The following is a 21,890-nucleotide window of genomic DNA, read 5'->3' on the forward strand; positions in this document are numbered from 1 at the left end:
GCCGCCGCATTCCCCGTGAGCGGGGGACTGTCTCATTTTTGCTTCAACGAACGATTTATCCCGGCAGCGGACACGGCGGGGTTGGTGAGGTAACGATTAGGAGTTAGCTTCCTTTATAAACTGGCGGACACGACCGCCCAAAGCATTGCGGGTCAGGCTGCGTTATGAAATCAAATCGGATTTTCACGATCATGCTCGCGAGTGCATCGTTCGTGAGCCTTGTAGCGTCGGCGCGTGCGGAGACCATGGATGGGGCGCTGGCTCGCGCCTACATGTCCAACCCGACGCTCAACGCCCAGCGCGCCGCTGCCCGGGCCTTCGATGAAAACGTGCCGCAGGCCCTGTCGGGCTATCGGCCGACGGTGAACGCGACCGCGAATGCAGGCGTGCAGCGCAACTGGTCAAAGTCGCCGTTTACGCTGACGCACCCAATTACCAACGAAGTCATTGGTGGCGGTGGAGCGTGGAACAGCAATACCCTGTTTCCGCGCGGGCTCGGCCTCGAGGTCAATCAGACGCTGTTCAACGGTTTCCGCACCGGCAATTCGGTGCGCCAGGCCGAGGCGGGCGTCCTGAGCCAGCGCGAGACACTGCGCAATGTCGAGCAGAACACGCTGCTCCAGGGCGTCACCGCCTATATGAACGTGCTGCGCGACGCGGCTCTGCTCAACCTCGAGCAGAACAATGTCGACGTGCTCGAGGAGCAGCTCAAGCAGACCACCGACCGTTTCAATGTCGGCGAGGTGACCCGCACCGACGTCGAGCAGGCCAAGGCCAGTCTCGCCGGCGCACGCTCGCAAATGCTGGCGGCGCAGGCCCAGCTGAAGTCGTCCAACGCGGTCTATCGCCAGGTCATCGGTGCCGTGCCCAATCGCCTGGCGCCGGCCCGTTCGATCGAGAAGCTGTTGCCGCGGAATCAGGACACCGCCATCAATCTTGGCCTGAAGATCCACCCTGCCATCACGTCGGCCCTGCACGCAGTCGACGCCGCGGCCTCCCAGGTAAAGGTGGCGGAAGGGGCCTTGCTGCCGACGTTGAGTGCGAACGCCTCCGTCTCGCAGCAGTGGGAGCCGTCGACGGGCCTGAAGGAGCAGGCGAGCGTGCAGGTCGGAGCGATTCTGAGCGTGCCGATCTATGAGGGCGGCGTCGACTATTCCCAGATTCGCCAGGCCAAGGAATCGCTCGGCCAGGCCCGGATCGAGGCTGACGTGGCGCGCGAGCAGGTCCGTGCCGCCGTCGTGTCGGCCTGGGGCAATCTCGAGGCATCCACGGCCCAGATCCAGGCGACGCAGGCCCAGGTCCAGGCCAATGAGGTCGCCCTGTCCGGCGTGCGCGAGGAAGCCAAGGTCGGCCAGCGCACGACGCTGGACGTGCTGAACGCGCAGCAGACCCTGCTCAACTCGCGTGTCAACCTGATCATCGCCCAGCGCGACCGAGTTGTCGCCGCCTTCACGCTCCTGTCCTCCGTCGGCAAGCTCAACGCCAGGACGCTCAGCCTGAAGGTCGCGAACTATGACCCGGCGGTGCACTACAATCAGGTGCGCGACAAGTGGATCGGCACGCAGACGCCTGACGGTCGATAGGCGGGCCGAAGCGCGGCGGTTCGGGCGCGGCGAGGGGGGCTGAATCTCCCTCCCGGCGCTGTGACGCAAGTCCTGCCGCGGTTCGAAATTACCACTGGAAAGGGCGCGGCGGCTTCCTTGCTTTCGGTCTGCCCCGCGCCATACTCGTGACGCGTACGGCGGAACAGTGGTGCGATTCTCGCATCGGCCGGCTGTGGATCTTCAGGTGATGTCGTCCCTTCCTCTCATGAAATCCGATCCACCGTCGAAGGTGCAGGAACCCTCCATGGAGGAGATTCTCGCCTCGATCCGCAAAATCATTTCGGAAGAGGACGTGAAGCCTTCCCCGATTAAGATATCGGCAGCGAAGCCGGTCGCCACGCCGCCTTCGCCGCCTCCGTCCCAGCCGCAGGGGCAGGACGACATCGATGCTCTGCTGGCCGGCTTCGACGAGGCCGAGGCCGCCAAGGCCCGGCCGGTGGCCGATGTCCTGGAACTGACCGAGGCGATGGCCGCCCAGGCTCCGGCCGCGGCGGACGACATCGATTTCGTCGAGCCGGCGCCGCCGTCCCACCCCGCCGCAACGCCGCCGCAGGAGCCGACCATGTCCGCCGCGCCGCAGATTCGCGCCACCCCGGTCCCGCCCGCTTCGCAACAGGGCGCCGTGTTCGAGGAGCGGCTGATTTCGACGGCGACGGATTCGGCGATCTCGTCGGCATTCGGCAAGCTGACCCACACCATCCTGTCACAGAATGCGCGGACCCTGGACGATCTCGTGCAGGACATGCTGCGGCCGATGCTCCGCAACTGGCTCGACGACAACCTGCCGCCTCTGGTAGAACGCCTGGTGCGCGCCGAGATCGAACGGGTCTCCCGCGGCGGCCGCTGAGCCGACGGCTCTGCAACTGGTCATAAAGCGTTACGCGATTTGATTCAGCAAATGCCTTAGGAGCCTCTAAAGCCCGTTCTGCTATCGGCAGGCAGTTCAGTCGATCAGGAGAACGTGCGTCATGTGCGGCATTGTCGGCATTCTCGGTAAGGACGCGGTGGCATTGCCGCTGGTCGAGGCGCTGAGGCGCCTGGAATATCGCGGTTATGACTCTGCCGGCATCGCCACGCTGGAGGAGGGCCGCCTGACGCGGCGGCGCGCCGAGGGCAAGCTGCGCAACCTGGAGGCCCGCCTCGACCGCGAGCCGCTGTACGGACGCATCGGCATCGGCCACACCCGCTGGGCGACGCATGGCAGGCCGAGCGAGGCCAACGCCCACCCGCACGCCACCGACCGCCTCGCCGTGGTCCACAATGGCATCATCGAGAATTTCCGCGAGCTGCGCGACGAGTTGCTGGCCGGCGGTGTGCTTTTCCAGAGCGAGACGGACACCGAGGTGGTGGCGCATCTGGTGACCCGCGAGTTGCAAGCCGGCAAGACGCCGATCGAGGCGGTTCAGGCCAGCCTGCAGCGCCTGCGCGGCGCCTTCTCGCTCGGTTTCGTCTTCGACGGCGAGCACGACCTGATCATCGGCGCCCGCCGCGGCTCGCCGCTCGCCATCGGCCATGGTGCGGGGGAGATGTTCCTGGGTTCCGACGCCATCGCTCTCGCCCCGTTCACCAACACGATCTCCTATCTGGAGGATGGCGACAGCGTCCAGCTGACGCGCAACTCCGTCCAAATCTACGATGCCCGGAACCAGCCGGTGGAGCGTCCGATCCTGAAGAGCGCCGCCTCGGCGCTGCTGGTCGACAAGGGCAATCACCGCCATTTCATGGCCAAGGAGATCCACGAGCAGCCGGAAGTCGTGTCGCATACGCTGGCTTCGTTCGTCGACATGGCCGACGGCACCATCCGCCTGCCGGGCCTGCCGTTCGACTGGCGCGCCCTGCCGCGGCTGACCATCTCGGCCTGCGGCACGGCTTCCTATGCCGGCCTGTGCGCCAAGTACTGGTTCGAGCGCTTCGCACGCATCCCGGTCGACGTGGATATCGCCTCGGAGTTCCGCTACCGCGAGGCGCCGCTCGACAAGGGCGGCCTCGCCATCGTCGTATCCCAGTCGGGCGAGACCGCCGACACGCTGGCGGCCCTGCGCTACTGCAAGGAGCACGGCCAGCACACGCTCGCGGTGGTCAATGTGCCGACCTCGACCATCGCCCGCGAATGCGACGTGGTGGTGCAGACCCTTGCCGGCCCCGAGATCGGCGTGGCCTCGACCAAGGCCTTCACCTGCCAGCTGACGGCGCTGGCCTGCCTTGCCATCGGTGCCGGTCGGGCCCGCGGCTTCGTCTCGCCCGAGGAGGAGCAGCAGCTGGCGCAGGCCCTGATCGAGGCGCCGGGCCTGATGGCGACGGCGCTACGCCTCGAGCACGAGATCGAGGTGCTGGCCCGCGACATCGCCAAGGCGACCGACGTGCTCTATCTCGGCCGCGGCACCAGCTTCCCGCTGGCCCTCGAAGGCGCGCTGAAGCTCAAGGAGATCAGCTACATCCACGCCGAGGGCTATGCCGCCGGCGAGCTGAAGCACGGCCCGATCGCGCTGATCGACGAGACGCTGCCGGTGGTGGTGATCGCCCCTCATGACGCCGTGTTCGAGAAGACGGTCTCGAACATGCAGGAGGTCGCGGCGCGTGGCGGCCGCATCGTCCTCATCACCGACGCCAAGGGCGCCGAGGCCGCTTCGGTCGCGACACTCAAGACGCTGGTGATGCCGGAAATGCCCTCGACGCTGACGCCGATCGTCTATTCCGTGCCGATCCAGCTGCTCGCCTACCACACCGCCATCGTGATGGGCACCGACGTCGACCAGCCGCGCAACCTCGCCAAGAGCGTCACGGTGGAATAGGTTGCCTTTCGTCGACGCAATTCCGGCTCGCGGCCATCGACAAATCGACGCGGTCGCATGCTAAGCAGGTTCTTTCGAACCTGCTTACACCGTGAGTTGAGCAGCGTTGATTTTGCATCGAGAATGCAAAGTCTATCGTGGCGAGAGCCCGGGAAGCTGCTTAGGAATGGCGCATGGCAAAGAAAGCCGAGACCATCATGCCGATCGGGAGCCCGCAGCCGCTGCGGCCGACCCGCTTCGGCAGCCTGCGCAGCTATTTCCTGACCGGATTGATCGTGGCCGGCCCGGTCGCGATCACGCTTTACCTCACCTGGAGCTTCATCAAGTGGGTCGACGGCTGGGTGACGCCGTATATTCCGGCGACCTATCTGCCCGAGACCTATCTGCCGTTCCGCATTCCGGGGTTCGGCCTGATCGTGGCCGTGGTCGGCCTGACCCTGATCGGCTTCCTCGCCGCCAACCTGATCGGGCGCTCGCTCGTGCGGTTCGGCGAGACGCTGCTCGACCGCATGCCGGTGGTGCGCGGCATCTACAAGGCGCTGAAGCAGGTCTTCACCACGATCTTCTCGCAATCGGGCACTTCCTTCCGCAAGGTGGGGCTGGTCGAGTTCCCGCAGGGGGCATGGTCGGTGGTCTTCATCTCGGCCGACCCGAGCCCGGCGATCGAACACCTGCTGCCGGGGGGAGCCGAGGAAGACTGGGTGTCGGTGTTCATGCCCTGCGCGCCCAACCCGACCACCGGCTTCTTCTTCCTGCTGCCGCGGGCCAGGGTGATCGAGCTGCCGATCTCGGTGGAGGAGGGCACGAAGCTGGTCATTTCCGCCGGCCTGATCCAGCCCGATTCGCTCACCGACCACGGTCCGCCGGCCAAGCCTCCGCCGATCGGGGAGATGGCGCTGACGACCGGCGACCGCGAGGACGCCTGAGCAGGATCGGGAGAACCTGCTTGGGGGTCTTCACCCCGCCCTGAGCAGCCGCACGGCCTCGTCGCGTTCGAACAGGTAGAGCAGCGTGCGCAGTGCCTCGCCGCGCTCGCCGGTGAGATCCGGGTCGCGCTGAAGGATCAACTGGGCATCGTCGCGCGCAGCGGCCAGCAGCGCGCCATGGGCTTCCAGCCGGGCCAGGCGGAAGCCGGGCGTGCCGGACTGGCGCGTGCCGAGCAGGTCGCCCTCGCCACGCAGCCGCAGGTCCTCCTCGGCGATGCGAAACCCGTCTTCGGTCTCGCGCATGATCTCCAGGCGCTGCTTCGCCGTCTCGCCGAGCGGGCCGCGATAGAGCAGCAGGCAGGTGGAGCGTTCGCCGCCGCGGCCGATGCGGCCGCGCAACTGGTGGAGCTGCGCCAGGCCGAAGCGTTCGGCGTGCTCGATCACCATCACCGTCGCCTCCGGCACGTTGACGCCGACCTCGATCACCGTGGTCGAGACCAGAAGGCGGGTCTCTCCCGCCACGAAACGCGCCATGGCGGCGTCCTTGTCGGCGGCCTTCATCTGCCCGTGCAGCAGGCCGACGGCCGGGCCGAACACGCCGGCGAGATCGCGGTGACGGTCTTCGGCGGCGGCGACGTCGAGCTCTTCCGATTCGCTGACCAGCGGACAGACCCAATAGGCCCGGGCGCCGGTGGCGAGCATCCGGCCGATGGCGGCGACCACCTCCTCCATGCGCTCCAGCGAGACGAGGCGGGTATCCACCGGCTTGCGGCCGGCCGGCTTTTCCGTCAGCGACGAGGCATCCATGTCGCCGAAATAGGTCAGCACCAGGGTGCGCGGGATCGGCGTCGCCGTCATCACCAGAACGTCCACCGCCTCGCCTTTCTTGGCCAGGGCGAGGCGCTGGTGCACGCCGAAGCGATGCTGTTCGTCGACGACGGCGAGGCCGAGGTCGCGGAACTCGACCCCCTCCTGGAACAGGGCATGCGTGCCCGCCAGGATATCGATCTCGCCGGCCTTGAGAGCTTCGAGGATGCGCGCTCGCTCGCGCCCCTTGTCGCGGCCGGTCAGGAGCGCGACGCGCAGGCCCGCCGCCTCGGCCAGCGGCGTGATGGTGGCGAGGTGCTGGCGGGCCAGGATCTCGGTGGGGGCCATGATCGCCGCCTGCCGGCCGGCCTCCACCGCCGTCGCCATGGCCAGCAGAGCCACCACGGTCTTGCCGGAGCCGACATCGCCCTGCAGCAGGCGCAGCATGCGCGTCTCGGCGGCGAGATCGGCGCGGATATCGGCGAGCGCCGTCGTCTGGCTGCCGGTGAGCGAGAAGGGCAGGGCGGCCTCGATGCGGCGGGCAATGCGGCCGTCGCCGAGGGTGGAGCGCCCGCCCAGCCGCTTCATCTGCGCCCGCACCATCACCAGCGCCAGCTGCGAGGCGAGCAATTCGTCATAGGCGAGGCGGGCATGGGCCGGCGTATCGGGCGCCAGCGCCTCCGGCGTCTCCGGCCGGTGCAGCGCGGCGAGGGCCTGCGCGAAGGGCGGCCAGGCGCGTGCCCTGATCCAGGCCTGATCCTGCCATTCGGGCAGGGCAGGGAGCCGGTTCGCGGCATCGCCGGCCGCCCTCTGCACGGCACGGGCGCCGAGGCCCTCGGTCAGAGGATAGATCGGCTCGACGGCGGGCAGGGCGGCAAGACCGGCTTCGTCGACGATGCGGTCGGGATGCACCATCTGCATCATGCCGTCATAGAGCTCGATCTTGCCCGAGACCCAGCGCCGCTCGCCCAGCGGCAGGGAACGCTCGATCCAGGCCTGCTGCGCCGTGAAGAAGACCAGGGTCAGGTCTCCGGTCTCGTCGTGGCAGTAGACGCGCAGGGGCGCGCCGGCGCGCGCGCCCGGCCTGTAGCGGTCCACCGTCACCTCGACCATCACCTGGACGTCGCGCGGGGCGTCTCTCAGCTTGGGGCGCAGGCGGCGGTCGAGCACATTGACCGGCAGGTGGAACAGCAGGTCGACGACGCGCGGCCCCTCCGGCCCCGGGCGGTCCAGCAGCCGCGCGAAGCTCTTGACCCGCGCCGGGCCGACCCCGGCAAGGGTCGCGACGGAAGCGAAGAGCGGATTGAGAATCGCCGGGCGCATGCGGCTAGTGAAGGGGCAAGCGCCGGCCGGGGCAAGCGCCGGGCCGGAAACGGCCGGGCATTGGCCGTGTCGTGTCGGCCATGACAAGCCGCCCCCCGCGCGCTATACAGCGCCCCCGCTTGGATTTCTCCGCATGTCCGGAACCACCCGCTCCTCGTCCGACCTCGACCCGCGCCGGCGGCGGTTGCTGTTCCGTGCCTGGCACCGCGGCACCCGCGAGATGGATCTGCTGATGGGGCCGTTTTGCGATGCCGAGATCGGCGCGCTGTCGGAGGAAGAGGTATCGGCGTTCGAGCAACTGATCGACGCCAATGACCGTGACATCTATGACTGGCTCACCGGCGCGGCGACCGTGCCGGCCTCCTACGACACCGGCCTGCTGCGCAAGCTCAAGGCCTTCCACGCCCATCCGGCGCCGCGCCACGCATGACCATCCGGGATCACAAGGTTGCGGGCCACCTGGCCGAAGGCGGACATGCGACATTCGCCAACTGCCCGGACGGGCTCGACGCGCTGGTCCTTGCCGACATCGCCCGGGCCCTGGCGCCGAAGACGCGCGAGCGCACGGCCGCGGTGCTGCACATCGCCCGCGACGGCGGCCGCTCCGCCGCGCTGGAGGCGGCGCTGCGCTTCTTCGCCCCCGAGATCGACGTGCTCAACCTGCCGGCGTGGGACTGCCAGCCCTATGACCGGGTTTCGCCCAATGCGGCCGTCGTCGCACGGCGGATGACGACGCTGGCGCGCCTGGCCACCACGCGCGGCGGCGACAAGCCGCGCATCGTCCTCACCACCATCAACGCGGCGCTGCAGCGCCTGCCGACGCAGGCCCTGATCGCCTCGCAGTCCCTGTCGGCGGCGCCCGGCAATGCCGTCAACATGGACAGGCTGGCAGCCTGGCTGGAGCACAACGGCTATCTGCGCACCTCGACCGTGCGCGAGACCGGCGAATATGCGGTGCGCGGCGGCATTCTCGACCTCTATCCGCCGGGCCTCGGCCAGCCGGTCCGGCTCGACTTCTTCGGCGACACGCTGGAATCGATCCGCGCCTTCGATTCGGAGACGCAGCGTACCTCGGCGCAGCTGCGCATGCTCGACCTCGTGCCGATGAGCGAGGTCCAGCTCACCAGCGAGACGATCAAGCGCTTCCGCCAGGCCTATCTGACCGAATTCGGAGCGCAGACCCGCGGCGATATGCTCTACGAGGCAATCTCGGAAGGACGGCGCTATCCCGGTTTCGAGCACTGGCTGCCGCTGTTCCACGGGCAGCTCGACACGCTGTTCGACTATCTCGACGGCGTGCCCGTGGCGCTCGACGCCCTGGCCGAGGATGCGGCCGGCGAGCGTCTGGCGCAGATCAAGGACTACTACGACGCGCGGCGCGACGGATTGGGCAAGAGCGGCGAGGCCGTGCCCTACAAGCCGCTGGCCCCCGACCGGCTCTATATCGGGCCGGAAGAATGGCGCCGGCGCCTGGACGCGGCGCCGCTCGCCCGCTTCACCCCGTTCGCAACGCCCGAGGGGGCCGGCCGTACGGTGGTCGACTGCCGCGGCCGCCAGGGTCGGACCTTCGCCGCCGAGCGCGCCGCCGAGGACGGCAATGTCTTCGACGCCGTGGTGCGCCATGTCCGCGACCGTCAGGCCGCCGGCCAGCGCGTCATCGTTGCCGGCTGGACCGACGGCTCGCGTGAACGCCTGGGCGCGGTGCTCGCCGATCACGGCCTGGCGCAGCTCAGGCCCGTGCCCGATTTCGCCCGGGCCATGGCATTGCCCAAAGGCGAGGCGGCCCTGGCGGTGCTGCCGGTCGAGACCGGGTTCGAGACCGACGAGATCGCGGTCGTCGCCGAGCAGGACGTCCTGGGCGACCGTCTGGTGCGCCGCGCCGCCAAGCGCAAGCGCGCCCAGGATTTCCTCACCGAGCTGACGACGCTGTCCACCGGCGACGTCGTCGTCCATGTCGACCACGGCATCGGCCGCTTCGTCGGTCTGCAGACCGTCACTGCGGCCGGCGCGCCGCATGACTGCCTCGAGATCCACTATGCCGGCGGCGACAAGCTGTTCCTGCCGGTGGAGAACCTGGAGCTCCTGTCGCGCTACGGCTCGGAGGACACCGACGCGCCGCTCGACAAGCTCGGCGGCCGTGGCTGGCAGGAGCGCAAGGCGCGCATGCGCAAGCGCATCCGCGAGATGGCCGGCGAGCTCATCAAGATCGCCGCCGCCCGCGCGCTGCGCGAGGCGCCCAAGCTGGTGCCGGCCCAGGGCCTCTATGACGAGTTCTGCGCCCGTTTCCCCTATGACGAGACCGAGGACCAGCAGACAGCCATCGACGCGGTGCTGGACGATCTCGCCGCGGGCCGCCCCATGGACCGGCTCGTGTGCGGCGATGTCGGCTTCGGCAAGACCGAGGTGGCGCTGCGCGCCGCCTTCGCCGCCGCCCTCGCCGGCCGCCAGGTGGCGGTGGTGGTGCCGACGACATTGCTCGCCCGCCAGCATTACAAGACCTTTTCCGAACGCTTCCACGGCCTGCCGGTGAAGGTGGCGCAGCTCTCGCGCTTCGTCTCCGCCGAGGAGGCGCGCCAGACCAAGGCGGGCCTTGCGTCCGGCACCGTCGATATCGTCGTCGGCACGCACGCCCTCCTGTCGAAGGCGATCGCCTTCCGCGACCTGGCGCTGCTGATCGTAGACGAGGAGCAGCATTTCGGTGTCGGCCACAAGGAGCGGCTGAAGCAGCTGCGCGCCGAGGTTCACGTGCTGACGCTGTCGGCGACGCCGATCCCGCGCACCCTGCAGCTGGCTCTCACCGGCGTGCGCGAGCTCTCGATCATCGCCACGCCGCCGGTCGACCGTCTGGCCGTGCGCACCTTCATCACGCCGTTCGACCCGGTGATCCTGCGCGAGGCGCTGCTGCGCGAGCGCTATCGCGGCGGCCAGAGCTTCTTCGTGGTGCCCCGCATCGAGGATATCGCCGACGCCAAGGCGTTCCTGGAGCAGTATGCGCCGGAAGCCAAGGTCGGCGTCGGCCACGGCCAGATGGCAGCCGGCCAGCTCGAGGACGTGATGACGGCCTTCTACGAGGGCAAGTACGATGTGCTGCTCTCGACCACCATCGTCGAGTCCGGCCTCGACATTCCCACCGCCAACACGCTGATCGTCTGGCGGGCCGACATGTTCGGCCTGGCCCAGCTCTACCAGCTGCGCGGACGGGTGGGACGCTCGAAGGCGCGCGCCTACGCCCTGTTCACGCTGCCGGCCAACAAGACCATCACGCAGACGGCCGAGCGGCGGCTGAAGGTGCTGCAGTCCCTCGACACGCTCGGCGCCGGCTTCCAGCTCGCCTCGCACGACCTCGACATTCGCGGCGCCGGCAACCTCCTGGGCGACGAGCAGTCCGGCCACATCAAGGAGGTCGGCTACGAGCTCTACCAGCAGATGCTGGAGGAGGCGGTGGCGGCGCTGAAGGAAGGCGGCGTCGAAGCCGAGGTCGAGGAGCAATGGTCGCCGCAGATCACCATCGGCACGCCGGTGATGATCCCCGAGGACTACGTCTCCGACCTGCAGCTGCGCCTCGGCCTCTATCGCCGGCTGTCGACGCTCGACACCGACGCGGAGATCGACCAGTTCGGCGCCGAGCTGATCGACCGCTTCGGACCACGCCCGGAGGAGGTCGACCAGCTGATGAAGCTGATGTCGATCAAGGCGCTGTGCCGCCGGGCCAATGTCGACAAGGTCGATGCCGGCCCCAAGGGACTGGTGCTGTCCTTCCGCGACAATGCCTTCGCCAATCCGGAAGGGCTGGTACGCTACATCGCCGAGCAGGGCTCCTTCGCCAAGGTGCGGCCGGACATGCGCATCGTCTTCAGCCGTGACTTCGAGAAGGCTGACGACCGGCTGAAGGGCACGGCCGTCATCCTCAAGAACCTGGTCAAGATCGCCGAGACGAAGAAGGCGGCGGCCAAGGCCGGAGAGCCCGCTGCGAAGGCCGGCCGGGTCAGACCCTGAGCTGGGGCGCGCGCACGGCCTGCAGCCCAGCCGGCTCGTAGACGGCGCAGCGCCGCGTCTCGCGGAACACGTCCTCGACCGTGCGACGGCCATCGAGACGGCCCATCGCCACCTCGGCCTCATAGGCGCTGGAGCGGCCGGCATGGCTGTCGAAGAAGGTGGTCGAGGCGATGGCGAGCGCAGCTTCCTCGAGCAGCTCCTGCAGCGCTGCGCCGCTCGTCGCCGGCGCGATCACGCCGAAGATCGCCGGCCGCACCTCGGCCAGATGGTCCTGCGGCCTGAGCGCCTCGCGCATCATCTGCGCCATGGGCCTGAGCACGGAAGCGTTGAGTTGCGCGCCGTCGCGGATCCGGACGAAGCCGATGGCGAAATTCGAAAGCTCCGCCTCCTCCTGCAGGATCGCATGGACATGGGCGCCGAAGAAGGCACGGCCCGACAGGCCGCTCTCGGTCTCGCCGCAGGCCAGCAAGGACAGGCTGGCGAATCGCACGAGGATCTGGTCGAGATCGCTGAGATCGCCCGTCGGCGGCACCTTGGCGCCGAAGGACTGGGAGAGCCAGGCTCGGCGTTCGGCGTCACGTTTCAGGAAGGGGATCATCCTGGCCGTGGACGAACGATCCTGCGTTGAAGCAACCATACGAAGCCTCCGTGCTGCGTTCCTCGACGCCGCCCCCGCCGTTGGCGTCTTCCTTTACCAGTTCAGCGAGCGCGGCGCTACTCACCGGTCATACAACTTTCGTTTGTACGACTATTGGCGGGATGATGAGCTCGATCCGCACACTCCAGTCCGAAAGGGTGCATCCGCAAGCTGAACCGGGGATGAACGCCGCAGTTTCAACCCATCCGGGCACGGAATCCTGCTGGGAGGACAGAGACGATCGAAAGAGGTGCATCGATCGAATGCAACCGAAAGTTGAATTTATGACGACGATCCGTCGACGAGATCCCGAGCGTCAGGCCGAACAATGGGCAAGAATCGTCGAGCATTTTTATGTATGATTTATATGTCGTGAATGGATCGTGGCGCGCAGCTGTCACCTGCGGGGGCTCGCGTCAGGCTCGGGCTCAGCGATGGTCGAAGAGTTTGGCCAGCCGATCGCCGACGGCCTGCACCAGCGAGACCAGGACAATCAGCACGACGATCACGGCGACCATCACCGACGTCTCGAAGCGCTGATAGCCATAGCGGATGGCGAGATCCCCGAGCCCGCCGGCGCCGACGGCGCCAGCCATGGCGGAGGCGCCGATCAGCAGCACCAGCGTCACCGTAAAGCCGGCGATCAGGCTGGGCAGCGCCTCGGGCACCAGCACCTCACGGATGATCGTCCAGCGGCCGCCGCCCATCGCCTTGACCGCCTCGATCAGGCCGCGGTCGACCTCGCGCAGGCTGACCTCCGCAACCCTGCCGAAATAGGGAATGGCCGAGATCGTCAGGGGCACGATGGCCGCCGCCGTGCCGATCGAGGTGCCGACGATCAGCCGCGTCAGGGGAATCAGCGCCACCAGCAGGATGATGAAGGGCAGGGAGCGGAAGGCGTTGACCACGGCGCCGAGCACCTTGTTGATCCAGGCGTTCTCCCAGATGCCGCCCGGCGCCGTGCCGACCAGGACGAGCCCGAGCGGCAGGCCGACCATGAAGCTGATCACGCCGGAGACCAGCGTCATGACGACGGTCTGGCGCAGCGCTTCGAGCAGGGGATCAAGCGGGACGCTGGGCATGGCGAAGGATGTCCACTGTGGCGCCGCTGCCGGCAAGATGGCGTTGGACGCGGATGACGAGGTCCGGCGTTGCTTCGGGCAGGGCGAAGAGGATGGTGGCGGCCGGCCCGCCCGCCTGGGACGTCCAGGCCTGCAGAATGACCGGAGCGGCGCCCGTGGCGGCGGTGAGCCCGGTCAGCACCGGGCGGCCGGCGAGTTCGCCTGCAAGACGGACACGCAACACGGCGCTGCCGGCCGGTGCGAGGCTCGCCCAGTCCTCGCCGCGCAGGACGGCGTCCGGGCCGTCGTCCCGCGGTGCCTCGTGCAGCGAGGCGAGCAGGCGCCGCGTCAGCTCCGTCTTCGGAGCCTCGAACACCTTCGCCGTCACGCCCTCCTCGACGATGCGTCCATGGTCGAGGACGATGACGCGGTCGGCGATGGTGCGGATCACGCTCATCTCATGGGTGATGAGCACGATGGTCAGCCCGAGCTTGCGGTTGATGTCGCGCAGCAGGGCGAGGATCGACGCCGTCGTTTCCGGATCGAGAGCCGACGTCGCCTCGTCCGAGAGCAGCAGGGCGGGATCGGCCGCCAGGGCCCGGGCGATGCCGACGCGCTGCTTCTGGCCGCCGGAGAGCTGCGCGGGATAGGCGGAGGCCTTGGCACCGAGCCCGACCAGTTGCAGCAACGCCTCGACGCGAGCTTCCCGCTTGCGGCGCGGCCAGCCGGCGATCTTCAGCGGCAAGGCGACGTTGCCGGCCACGGTCTTCGACGACAACAGGTTGAAGTGCTGGAAGATCATGCCGATCCGGCCGCGGACCTGGCGCAGCTCCCGCTCGCCCAGCGGCACGATATCCTGTCCGACGACCTCGATTCGGCCGGAGTCCGGCTTCTCCAGGCCGTTCAGACAGCGGATCAGCGTCGACTTGCCGGCGCCGCTGCGTCCGATCACCCCGAGGACCTCGCCGCGCTTCACCTCCAGCGAGATGCAGTCCATCGCCGCCACCGCACCGAAGCGCTTGGATACGCCAGCGAGGCGCAGCATCGTCGCAGGCGGCTGGTGCGCGTCGACGCCGGCAGCCGCGACGGCCGGCGTGGCGATATCCGCAATCCACGCCTCGCTGAGCGATCTGTGCAGTGCAGCGATCATGGAGCTGTCCTTGAGGGTGGGCCATGCGCCGTCGCCGGCGCATAGGCTCTTCGGAGAGGTCGGGCCGAGGTCACCAGGCGGGCAGGGCGGTGCCCTTGTAGATTTTGCCGAGCGCGTCCTTGACGGTGTCGTTCTCGTAGGCAGCGACGAGGGCCTTGACCCACGGCTCGTTCTCGCGCCCCGCCTTGACCGCGATGAAGTTGCGGTAGGGGTTGTCGGCGACCGGCTCGGTAGCGATGCGGTCGGCCTGGGTCAGGTTCGACTTCAGCGCCCAGTCGGTGTTGACCACGGCAGCGTCGAGGTCGTCGATCGATCGGCCGACGATGCCGGCATCGAGTTCCTTGATCACCAGGCCCTTCGGATTGTCGGTGATGTCCAGCGTCGTCGCCAGGATGCCGGCCTCGGGCTTGAGCGTGATCAGGCCTTCATGCTCGAGCAGGCGCAGGGCGCGTCCCTCGTTGCTCGGATCGTTGGGAACGCCGATCACCGCGCCTTTCGGCAGGTCGGCCACGGACTTCGACTTCCGGGAATAGAGGCCGATCGGCCAGACCGCGGTGTAGCCGACCGGCACGATCTGGTAGCCGCGCGTCTTGATCTGGTTGTCGAGGTAGGGCTTGTGCTGGAAGGCGTTGGCGTCGAGTTCGCCGTTCTGCAGCGCCTCGTTCGGCTGGGTATAGTCATTGAACACGGTCAGCTTGACATCGATGCCGCGCTTCCTGGCTTCCTCGGAGACCACGGCCCAGATGTCCTCGTCCTCGGCGCTCATGATGCCGACGCGGACGGTCTGGTCAGCCGCCCGGGCAGCCGCTGCGCCGAGGAACGGGGCGCCCGGCACGATCGCGAGCGCAAGGGCCGCCAGGATCGCGGCACGGCGGGGCAGGCTTGTCATCAGAACTCTCCATCCAATCTTCGTCCCCGACCGGGCGCTGACGCGGCCGTGGACCGGATCCATCCAGCAAATCTCTTAAAACGGACGATATGTTCGTTTAAAAGAACAGAACATTCCACTCACCGGGCGGCATGCCAGCCCTGCGGTGTCTGCATGGCCGGTCCGCCGCATCCTGTCGTCCAGCCGCCGTCGTGCCGACGGGGGCACTGCCCTCCGTAAGCGTTCCAATGATGCTAGAAAATATAATATATAGTCTATGATCAATATATACAATTAAAGAATAATCGGCCCCGAGACGACCGTGCCGAGGCCGTCATGACAGCAGCTTTTCCCTGTTTCTCGGCCGATGGCCGCGGCGTGCCTTCACGGACGCGGCGATTGCATGCACCGGCATCGCGAGGATGCGGACCGTGCGCGACCTCGCGCTTTCCATCGGCAGCTGCGGCGGCCCGCCGCTGCTCGCCGGCCACGATCGCCGACGCCTTTGCCGCAGCCCATCGGCATAGCCTCGCCACCCACCCGCCCTCGGCGAGGAGCCGCATGCGAACAAGCGGGAGAATGCCTTCGAGGCTCCGCGGGCGGGTTGCCGACCGGGCAGGGCCCGCGGCTTCCAGTTGCAGGCCTCGCCCATACCTGCGCCGAAGGCCGCCGGTGTCGTGCTCAGGCCGCACCGGCGAGCCGGGCCGCCTTGCGACGGTCGCCGATGAAGGTGTCGGCCGTGGCGGCGAGCGGCGATACGGATTTCTGCTCGGCATGCATGGCGAGCGAGACCGTGGTCAGGGTCGCGCCGGCCTCCGGCATGGCTTCCAGCGCCAGCCGTTCGCCCAGCACGGCGTCAGGCTTGGCAACCGCATTGACCGACATGGCGCCCGACACGTCCGCATAGAGACTGTCCAGCGCCGCCAGGGACATGGTGTGGCCGCCGACCGAGATCACGTCACGGCGAGGGCCCTCGATCAACACTCCCGCATCGGTGGCTGTGGCCGGGAAACCGGTCGAGACCCAGCCGTCCTGCGCGACCGGATAGGCAGCCCCGCGGTCGGAGCCGGGAAAGCCGCTGCGCGGCACCATCGGACCGCGGACGCACAGCGTCCGCCGGGCATCGACCTCCATCTCGATGCCGCCCGCCGCATCGCCCGCCCCTGTCGGGCTCCCGATCGGCAGGCCGACAGGGCCGGCGCTCTCCCGCTTGCCGATGCCCAGGCCCAACTCGCCGAGCACCGCGAATTCGGTGACGGGCACATCCGTCTCGACGGCGACGGCAAGATCGGCCCGGCGAACCACCGACGCGATGCCGCGCAAGGAGGGGCCGGCAAACAGGCCTTCGCGATGGCCTGCGGCCACGACGGCGTGCGGCAGCACGAGATGGCTCACCCCGTGGCGCTCGATCTGCACGCCGCAGACCGTGGCGTCGAAGGCCTGGTGCAGCACCAGCGTGCATCCGACCATCAGCCACGGCACGAAGCCGGTGGCGAGCCCGGCAAAGCTGCAGGGGGAGAGGGTGGAGAGCAGCACCGAATCCCGATCGAGGCCGAGCCCGGACAAGACGGGAAGCCCAGCCGCCAGCCACTCGTTATGGCTGCGGGCGACGGGAAAATAGCCGTGGCTGCCGCAATCCCAGGTGACGGCGGCCAGATGCTCGGCCGGGTTGCCCATGCGCGTGGCCCGCGAGGCGGGGCCGAAACGCTTGGGGTCGGCGATGCAGTCCTCGAACGGCACCACGCCGTCGGGCGTTTCGGCGCCGAAGCCGCAAACGAAGCGGATGGAGAAGTTCTCGGCGGCGACATAGCGCATCGCATCCGCGGGATGGGCGGAGCCGGCGCGGGTGGCGGCGAAGATCGCCTTGGCGCTTAGGCGGCCGACGGCCTCCGACGCTTCGGCCCTGCGCCAGTTGGCCGGCATCGGCGAGGGCACCAGATTGGCCCGGAGGCATCCCAGGATGGCGATCAGCGTGTCGCTGGCGTTCGGCCCCTGGATGGCGACCACGCTGTCGCCGGCGAGGCCGAGCTCGGTCAAGCGGCTCGCCACGGCGGCGACGGTGGCTTCCAGTTGCGCCCAGGTCAGCCGCCGCGGCCGCCCCTCGGTCCAGAGCGGCCGGTCCGGCGCATCGAGCAGCGCCATGGTCTCGCCGTGGCGCTCGGCATGATGCCGCACCATCTGGTCGAGGGGGAGGCGGCCGGCGCCCGGGCGTTGGGATGCGGTCAGGATCATGGCGTCTTGCGCATATGGGCCAGAATCGGATCGCTGGCGAGGGTGTCGCCATAGGCGCCCACCGCGAGAGCGGGCTTGTCCGGCCGTTCCGTCTTGTCCCAGCGGGCGATCCAGAGCTTCGGAGCGTAGAACAGCGGTACGACATAGGAGCCGGAGATCAGCACCCGATCGAGCGCCCGCACCGCGGCGACGAAGTCCTCCTGCGCGCGCGCGGCGAGCAGCGCGTTGATCATGGCGTCGGCCGCGGGGTTCTTCACCCCCGCCAGGTTGAAGCTGCCGGGCGCGTCGGCTGCCTGGGAGCTCCAGCGGAAATTCTGTTCGTTGCCCGGCGACAGTGAACTCTGCCAGGCGAACTGGATCATGTCGAAGTCGAAGTTCTGCTTGCGCCGCTGGTACTGGGCGCTGTCGATCATGCGGATCTGGGTGCGCACGCCGATGCGCCGCAGCGCCTCGGCGAAATTGAGCGCCAGGCGCTCGATATTGCGGTCGGGAACGATGATCTCGAAGGTCAGCGGCTGGCCGGTGCCGACCGACTGCATCACCCCGTCCTTGGCGACCCAGCCCGCCTCCTTCAGCAGCGCGATCGAGCGGCGGGCGACGAGGCGGTCGCGCCCGCTGCCGTCCGTGACGGGCGGGCGCCAGCGGCCCTCCATCACCTCGGGTGACACCGCGCCCGGAAAGGGGGCCAGCAAGGCACGCTCCGCGTCGTCCGCAGGCCGGCCGCAGGAGGACAGGTCCGAGCCGTCGAAGAAGCTGCAGGTGCGGGCATAGAGTCCGAAATAGAAGTTGCGGTTGATCCACTCGAAGTCGAACAGGCCGGCCAGCGCCTCGCGCACGCGCGCATCTTTGAAGATCTCGCGCCGCGTGTTGAACACGAAGGCGTTCATCGGCTTGGGCAGCCCGTTGGTGATCTCCTGCCGGATGACACGACCGTCACGCACCGCCGGGAAGTCGTAGTCCTGCGCCCAGCGCGCCGCCTCGCCCTCCGGCCGGATGTCGTAATAGCCGGTCTTGAAGGACTCGAACATGGCGTTGGCATCGCGGAAGAAGTCGTAGCGGATGCGGTCGAAATTGAAGAGGCCGCGATTCGACGGCAAGTCGGCTCCCCACCAATCCGGGTTCTTGGCGAAGGTCAGGCTCTGGCCAGGCTTGATCTCGGCGAACATGTAGGGGCCCGAACCGATCATCGGCTTCAGCGTGGTGCGCTCGAAGGTGTCGGGGTCGATGAGATGCTTGGGCAGGACCGGGAGGCCGGCCAGGATCAGCGGCAGCTCGCGGTTCTTGTCGTCGACGAACTCGAACCGGATCGTCCTGGAATCCTTGATGTCGACGGACTTGACCAGGGCATAGGCCGTGCGGGCGTTGGGCCGCCCCTTGGCCTTCAGAAGCTCGAACGAAAAGGCCACGTCCTCGGTCGTCACCGGCGTGCCGTCCGAGAACCTGGCCCGCGGATTGAGCTTGAACTCGACCCAGGACCGGTCCTCCGGCGTCTCGACGGTCTCGGCGATCAGCGGATAGTAGCTGAAAGGTTCGTTCTCCGAGCGCCGCATCAGCGTCTCGTAGATCAGCGTGTTGGTGCCGGGAGAGGGGGCGCCGTTGATGATGAACGGATTGAGGCTGTCGAACGTATCGAGCACGGCATAGGTGGCGCTGCCGCCCTTCGGCGCGTCCGCGTCCGCATAGGGGAGGGCCTTGAAATCGGCAGGCAGGGCCGGCTCGCCGCGCATCGCGATCGACGGCCTGGGCTCTGCCAGCGCCGATGTCGCAACGGCGAGCAACGCCGCCAGCGCGGCGGCGCGGACCAGGATCGGCACGGACGGCACTCCACGATTGATTCGAATCTATGGCGGGCAATGTATCACGCGCCGGACCGGATTCCCGAGCGCCGATGGCGGGGCAGCCGCCAAAATGCCGCAATCTCAAGGCCTTGGCACGCCTGCCGCAGAGGGAGTGGAGCTGCGGACCGTTGCGATTGCATCACGGGCCAGACGAGGCTGGAAACCAGAACGCTCTTAGGCTATGCAGCGCGCCATTGCCGTCATGCTACCGCCATCTTTGGCGCGGAGTGAGGGCAGGCTGGATTTGCCGTTTCGGCAGGCTCAGGCCTTCCGTGCATCCCAAACGGGAATGCGTGGGTCGGAACAGAGGTTGCGTCCCACGCATTCCCGCCAAGACAATTGAAGATCATGCCGGGCCTTCGTGCCCCCACGGGGAAGCACGAAGGGTCAGCATCGGACCCAAGGATTTAGACCGATGTCGTTTCGTCTTCTTGCGACCACCGTCGCAGCCCTCGGGCTGATGGCAGCCCCAGCCCTGGCGCAGCAGCAACCTGCCAAGCCCGCGGCGCCTGCCGCCGACGGCCAGCAGCCGGCCGCGGCCCCGGCAGCCGCTCCGGCCCCCAACGCGACGCCGGCGATCTCCGGGCCGCAGCCCGACTGGGTCAAGCTGTGCTCGCCCGACCCGCAGACCAAGAAGGACATCTGCCAGACCTCGCGCGACCTGCGCGCCGAGACCGGCCAGACCCTTGCCTCGGTCGCGGTCCGCCAGGACAAGGGCAAGCGCCTGCTGGTCATGGCTATTCCGCCGGGCATGCAGATCCAGCCGGGTATCCGCATCGTGATCGACCAGCAGCAGGCCCTCCCCGGCAAGTTCTCGGTCTGCTTCCCGCAAGTCTGTCTCGCCGAGGCCGAGGCCACCGACGCCGTGCTCGCCAACATGAAGAAGGGCACGACGCTGAACCTGCAGGCCCTCAACGTCCAGGGGCGCGGCGTGGTGTTCCCGATCGGCCTCAAGGGCTTCGGCAAGGCCTATGACGGCGCGCCGATCGATCCGAAGGTGGTGCAGAACGAGCAGGAGGAACTGCGCAAGAAGCTGGAGAAGGCCGCCGAGGACGCCCGCAAGGCCGCGGCCGGCCAGGCTCCGCAGTAAGCTGGACCGCCCTTCTTTCGAATCGATCGACGGCGCGCCTTGGGCGCGCCGTCGTTGTTTCAGGGGCAGGCCTGTGGGGCTGCCGAGGGCGCGGGGGGATCCTTGCGATCGGGCAGGAACCGATCGACGCCAGCGTGCGGGATGTCGACGGGACGTGCTGGCCCGCCAACCCTTCGGGGCTGACCTTGAGCCTGGCGGCGCGACGGCACGGATCGGCCGTTCCCGCCGCTCCCGATCAATGGCAGGAAGCGGCCTTGACGCGATAGACACCGGCCTTGCTGCGGTCGAACAGCGTCGCGACCTGCGGATGGCGGACCGGCTGGCCGCTGTCGTCGATCACCAGGTTCTGTTCCGAGACATAGGCGACGTATTCGGTTTCCTCGTTCTCGGCGAACAGGTGATAATACGGCTGCTCCTTGGTCGGGCGCACATCCTCGGGAATGGCCAGCCACCATTCCTCCGTGTTGGAGAATTCCGGATCGACGTCGAAGATGACGCCCCGGAACGGGTAGACCCGGTGGCGTACCACCTGGCCGATGGCGAACTTGGCTTCGCGTACCCTGTGCATGGTCTCGTATGTCCGTCTCATGACAGCGCGCCGGAGCTTTATCGCGCCCGGCAGCCCTGGATCAAGGCGCATGGCGTCGCGCCTCAGCCCCAGCGCCTGTGCGCCCACATCCATTGTTCAGGGTGCTCGCGCACCCAGGCTTCGAACTGCTCCTGGATCCGGCGCGTCGCCTCGAGGATGTCGGCATCGCGGTCGTCGGTGCGCGGCACGTCGATGACATGCCCCTCGATGACGAAGCGGACGCCTTCGGTGCGGATGACGCGCGCCGCCACCAGCGAGGCTCCGGTCGTCCGGCTCAGCAGGGCGGGAAAGATCGTCGATGGCGCCGGCAGGCCGAAGAACGGCACGGCATGGCCGCTGCGGTCGCGCAGATCGGCGAGCATGGCGATGGCGCCGCCCTCGCGCGCGATGCGGATCAGCTTGCGGGCGATATCCGCGCCCTTGGCGAACAGGCCGCGCGGATAGCGGTCGCGGCGCTGCTCCATCAGGAAGGCCTCGACATAGTCGTTCTTGACCCGCTGGTAGATGCCGGCGGTCTTGATCCCGGCCGTCAGGGTCGGCGTGATCGCCAGTTCCCAGTTGCCGTAGTGAAGCGAGACGAAGACGACGCCGCGATCCGATGCCTTCAGCTCGGCCAGGAGCGAGGCGACCCGATCGTCGACGCGGCCGTCGGCCAGCAGGCGGTCGACGAAGAAGTTCTCGGCGAAGACCCGGCCGAGATTCGCCCACATGTCGCGTGCGATCGCCTCGCGTTCCGCCGGAGTGCTGTCGGGATAGGCCATGGCCAGATGCGCCAGCACGCGGGGATGGCGGTGCAGGCGCGGCGCGACCGTCCGCCAGCACCAGCCCATGAAGCCGGACGCTGTGTCCATGGGCAGGGCGCGCATGACGACGCCGACCAAGCGCAGCCCGGCATACTCGGCGACATAGCGCACGCGGCGGCGCCACCTGGGCTTCTTCTGCCGTCGCCGGACCGTTTCGTCGCTCACGCCCTGTTC

Annotated in this window: 16 protein-coding genes; 7 read left to right on the forward strand and 9 right to left on the reverse strand. The window is 68.1% G+C overall.

The genetic code is table 11. The features are described from left to right. The first annotated feature begins 191 nt into the window (after positions 1–191). From AC27L4_RS21190 to AC27L4_RS21205, 4 genes are all read left to right on the forward strand, one after another. Positions 192–1,583 carry a TolC family outer membrane protein gene (locus AC27L4_RS21190; protein WP_487144343.1) on the forward strand — a complete coding sequence of 464 codons (1,392 nt, stop codon included), beginning with the start codon at positions 192–194 and terminating at the stop codon, positions 1,581–1,583. A gap of 265 nt (positions 1,584–1,848) precedes the next feature. Next, the gene (locus tag AC27L4_RS21195) at positions 1,849–2,451 is read left to right on the forward strand and encodes a PopZ family protein (protein ID WP_487144501.1); all 603 of its coding nucleotides are present in this window, start codon (positions 1,849–1,851) and stop codon (positions 2,449–2,451) included. Positions 2,452–2,572: 121 nt separating this feature from the next. After that, positions 2,573–4,396: a glutamine--fructose-6-phosphate transaminase (isomerizing) gene (gene glmS / locus AC27L4_RS21200; protein ID WP_487144344.1), complete on the forward strand. Its 1,824-nt coding sequence runs from the start codon at positions 2,573–2,575 to the stop codon at positions 4,394–4,396. 173 nt (positions 4,397–4,569) lie between these two features. Next, on the forward strand, positions 4,570–5,322 hold the full coding sequence (locus AC27L4_RS21205) for a DUF502 domain-containing protein (protein ID WP_487144345.1): 753 nt from the start codon (positions 4,570–4,572) through the stop codon (positions 5,320–5,322). Positions 5,323–5,352: 30 nt separating this feature from the next. Here the strand turns inward: AC27L4_RS21205 and recG are convergent, their stop codons facing one another. Beyond that, positions 5,353–7,452, reverse strand: a complete 2,100-nt coding sequence (recG, locus tag AC27L4_RS21210) for an ATP-dependent DNA helicase RecG (RefSeq protein ID WP_487144346.1) — start codon at positions 7,450–7,452, stop codon at positions 5,353–5,355. Positions 7,453–7,585: 133 nt separating this feature from the next. On the opposite strand from recG, the gene AC27L4_RS21215 reads away from it, so the two are divergent. Together AC27L4_RS21215 and mfd are read left to right on the forward strand one after the other, a co-directional pair. Beyond that, the gene (locus tag AC27L4_RS21215; protein WP_487144347.1) at positions 7,586–7,882 is read left to right on the forward strand and encodes an FAD assembly factor SdhE; all 297 of its coding nucleotides are present in this window, start codon (positions 7,586–7,588) and stop codon (positions 7,880–7,882) included. Further along, positions 7,879–11,448, forward strand: a complete 3,570-nt coding sequence (gene mfd / locus AC27L4_RS21220; protein WP_487144348.1) for a transcription-repair coupling factor — start codon at positions 7,879–7,881, stop codon at positions 11,446–11,448. Before AC27L4_RS21215 ends, mfd begins: the two co-directional genes overlap by 4 nt. Here the strand turns inward: mfd and AC27L4_RS21225 are convergent. The 6 genes from AC27L4_RS21225 to AC27L4_RS21250 all read right to left on the reverse strand — a co-directional run bounded on the left by AC27L4_RS21225 (position 11,438) and on the right by AC27L4_RS21250 (position 19,210). Then, the gene (locus AC27L4_RS21225; RefSeq protein WP_487144349.1) at positions 11,438–12,085 is read right to left on the reverse strand and encodes a hypothetical protein; all 648 of its coding nucleotides are present in this window, start codon (positions 12,083–12,085) and stop codon (positions 11,438–11,440) included. The two genes, mfd and AC27L4_RS21225, sit on opposite strands and share 11 nt — an antisense overlap. Before the next feature lie 428 nt (positions 12,086–12,513). After that, on the reverse strand, positions 12,514–13,167 hold the full coding sequence (locus AC27L4_RS21230; RefSeq protein WP_487144350.1) for a methionine ABC transporter permease: 654 nt from the start codon (positions 13,165–13,167) through the stop codon (positions 12,514–12,516). Next, positions 13,148–14,191: a methionine ABC transporter ATP-binding protein gene (locus AC27L4_RS21235; protein ID WP_487144502.1), complete on the reverse strand. Its 1,044-nt coding sequence runs from the start codon at positions 14,189–14,191 to the stop codon at positions 13,148–13,150. The genes AC27L4_RS21230 and AC27L4_RS21235 overlap by 20 nt, the downstream gene beginning before the upstream one ends. A gap of 175 nt (positions 14,192–14,366) precedes the next feature. Further along, positions 14,367–15,185, reverse strand: coding sequence for a MetQ/NlpA family ABC transporter substrate-binding protein (locus tag AC27L4_RS21240; protein WP_487144351.1), 819 nt, complete (start codon positions 15,183–15,185; stop codon positions 14,367–14,369). A 660-nt stretch (positions 15,186–15,845) separates the two neighbouring features. After that, positions 15,846–17,396 (reverse strand): AMP-binding protein, encoded by a 1,551-nt coding sequence (locus AC27L4_RS21245; RefSeq protein ID WP_487144352.1) that lies wholly within the window; start codon positions 17,394–17,396, stop codon positions 15,846–15,848. Further along, on the reverse strand, positions 17,393–19,210 hold the full coding sequence (locus AC27L4_RS21250; protein ID WP_487144353.1) for an extracellular solute-binding protein: 1,818 nt from the start codon (positions 19,208–19,210) through the stop codon (positions 17,393–17,395). Before AC27L4_RS21250 ends, AC27L4_RS21245 begins: the two co-directional genes overlap by 4 nt. A 439-nt stretch (positions 19,211–19,649) precedes the next feature. Here AC27L4_RS21250 and AC27L4_RS21255 point away from each other — a divergent pair, with 439 nt between their 5' ends. Beyond that, complete coding sequence (locus AC27L4_RS21255; protein WP_487144354.1) at positions 19,650–20,324, forward strand: invasion associated locus B family protein; 675 nt, start codon at positions 19,650–19,652, stop codon at positions 20,322–20,324. 235 nt (positions 20,325–20,559) lie between these two features. On the opposite strand, the gene hspQ is transcribed toward AC27L4_RS21255, so the two are convergent. Together hspQ and AC27L4_RS21265 are read right to left on the reverse strand one after the other, a co-directional pair. Continuing rightward, positions 20,560–20,892 (reverse strand): heat shock protein HspQ, encoded by a 333-nt coding sequence (hspQ, locus tag AC27L4_RS21260; protein WP_487144355.1) that lies wholly within the window; start codon positions 20,890–20,892, stop codon positions 20,560–20,562. A gap of 83 nt (positions 20,893–20,975) precedes the next feature. Continuing rightward, positions 20,976–21,881, reverse strand: a complete 906-nt coding sequence (locus tag AC27L4_RS21265) for a lysophospholipid acyltransferase family protein (RefSeq protein WP_487144356.1) — start codon at positions 21,879–21,881, stop codon at positions 20,976–20,978. Positions 21,882–21,890 lie beyond the last annotated feature (9 nt).

The sequence above is a fragment of the Labrys sp. Lb11 genome (assembly GCF_057554225.1).

Bases quoted from the DNA above. Each gene is read 5' to 3' on its own strand.
- recG (WP_487144346.1), bottom strand. From the start codon at position 7,452: ATGCGCCCGGCGATTCTCAATCCGCTCTTCGCTTCCGTCGCGACCCTT.
- AC27L4_RS21245 (WP_487144352.1), bottom strand. From the start codon at position 17,396: ATGATCCTGACCGCATCCCAACGCCCGGGCGCCGGCCGCCTCCCCCTC.
- AC27L4_RS21225 (WP_487144349.1), bottom strand. From the start codon at position 12,085: ATGGTTGCTTCAACGCAGGATCGTTCGTCCACGGCCAGGATGATCCCC.
- AC27L4_RS21235 (WP_487144502.1), bottom strand. From the start codon at position 14,191: ATGCTGCGCCTCGCTGGCGTATCCAAGCGCTTCGGTGCGGTGGCGGCG.
- AC27L4_RS21195 (WP_487144501.1), top strand. From the start codon at position 1,849: ATGGAGGAGATTCTCGCCTCGATCCGCAAAATCATTTCGGAAGAGGAC.
- glmS (WP_487144344.1), top strand. From the start codon at position 2,573: ATGTGCGGCATTGTCGGCATTCTCGGTAAGGACGCGGTGGCATTGCCG.
- hspQ (WP_487144355.1), bottom strand. From the start codon at position 20,892: ATGCACAGGGTACGCGAAGCCAAGTTCGCCATCGGCCAGGTGGTACGC.
- mfd (WP_487144348.1), top strand. From the start codon at position 7,879: ATGACCATCCGGGATCACAAGGTTGCGGGCCACCTGGCCGAAGGCGGA.
- AC27L4_RS21255 (WP_487144354.1), top strand. From the start codon at position 19,650: ATGTCGTTTCGTCTTCTTGCGACCACCGTCGCAGCCCTCGGGCTGATG.
- AC27L4_RS21215 (WP_487144347.1), top strand. From the start codon at position 7,586: ATGTCCGGAACCACCCGCTCCTCGTCCGACCTCGACCCGCGCCGGCGG.
- AC27L4_RS21190 (WP_487144343.1), top strand. From the start codon at position 192: ATGCTCGCGAGTGCATCGTTCGTGAGCCTTGTAGCGTCGGCGCGTGCG.
- AC27L4_RS21240 (WP_487144351.1), bottom strand. From the start codon at position 15,185: ATGACAAGCCTGCCCCGCCGTGCCGCGATCCTGGCGGCCCTTGCGCTC.
- AC27L4_RS21205 (WP_487144345.1), top strand. From the start codon at position 4,570: ATGGCAAAGAAAGCCGAGACCATCATGCCGATCGGGAGCCCGCAGCCG.
- AC27L4_RS21230 (WP_487144350.1), bottom strand. From the start codon at position 13,167: ATGCCCAGCGTCCCGCTTGATCCCCTGCTCGAAGCGCTGCGCCAGACC.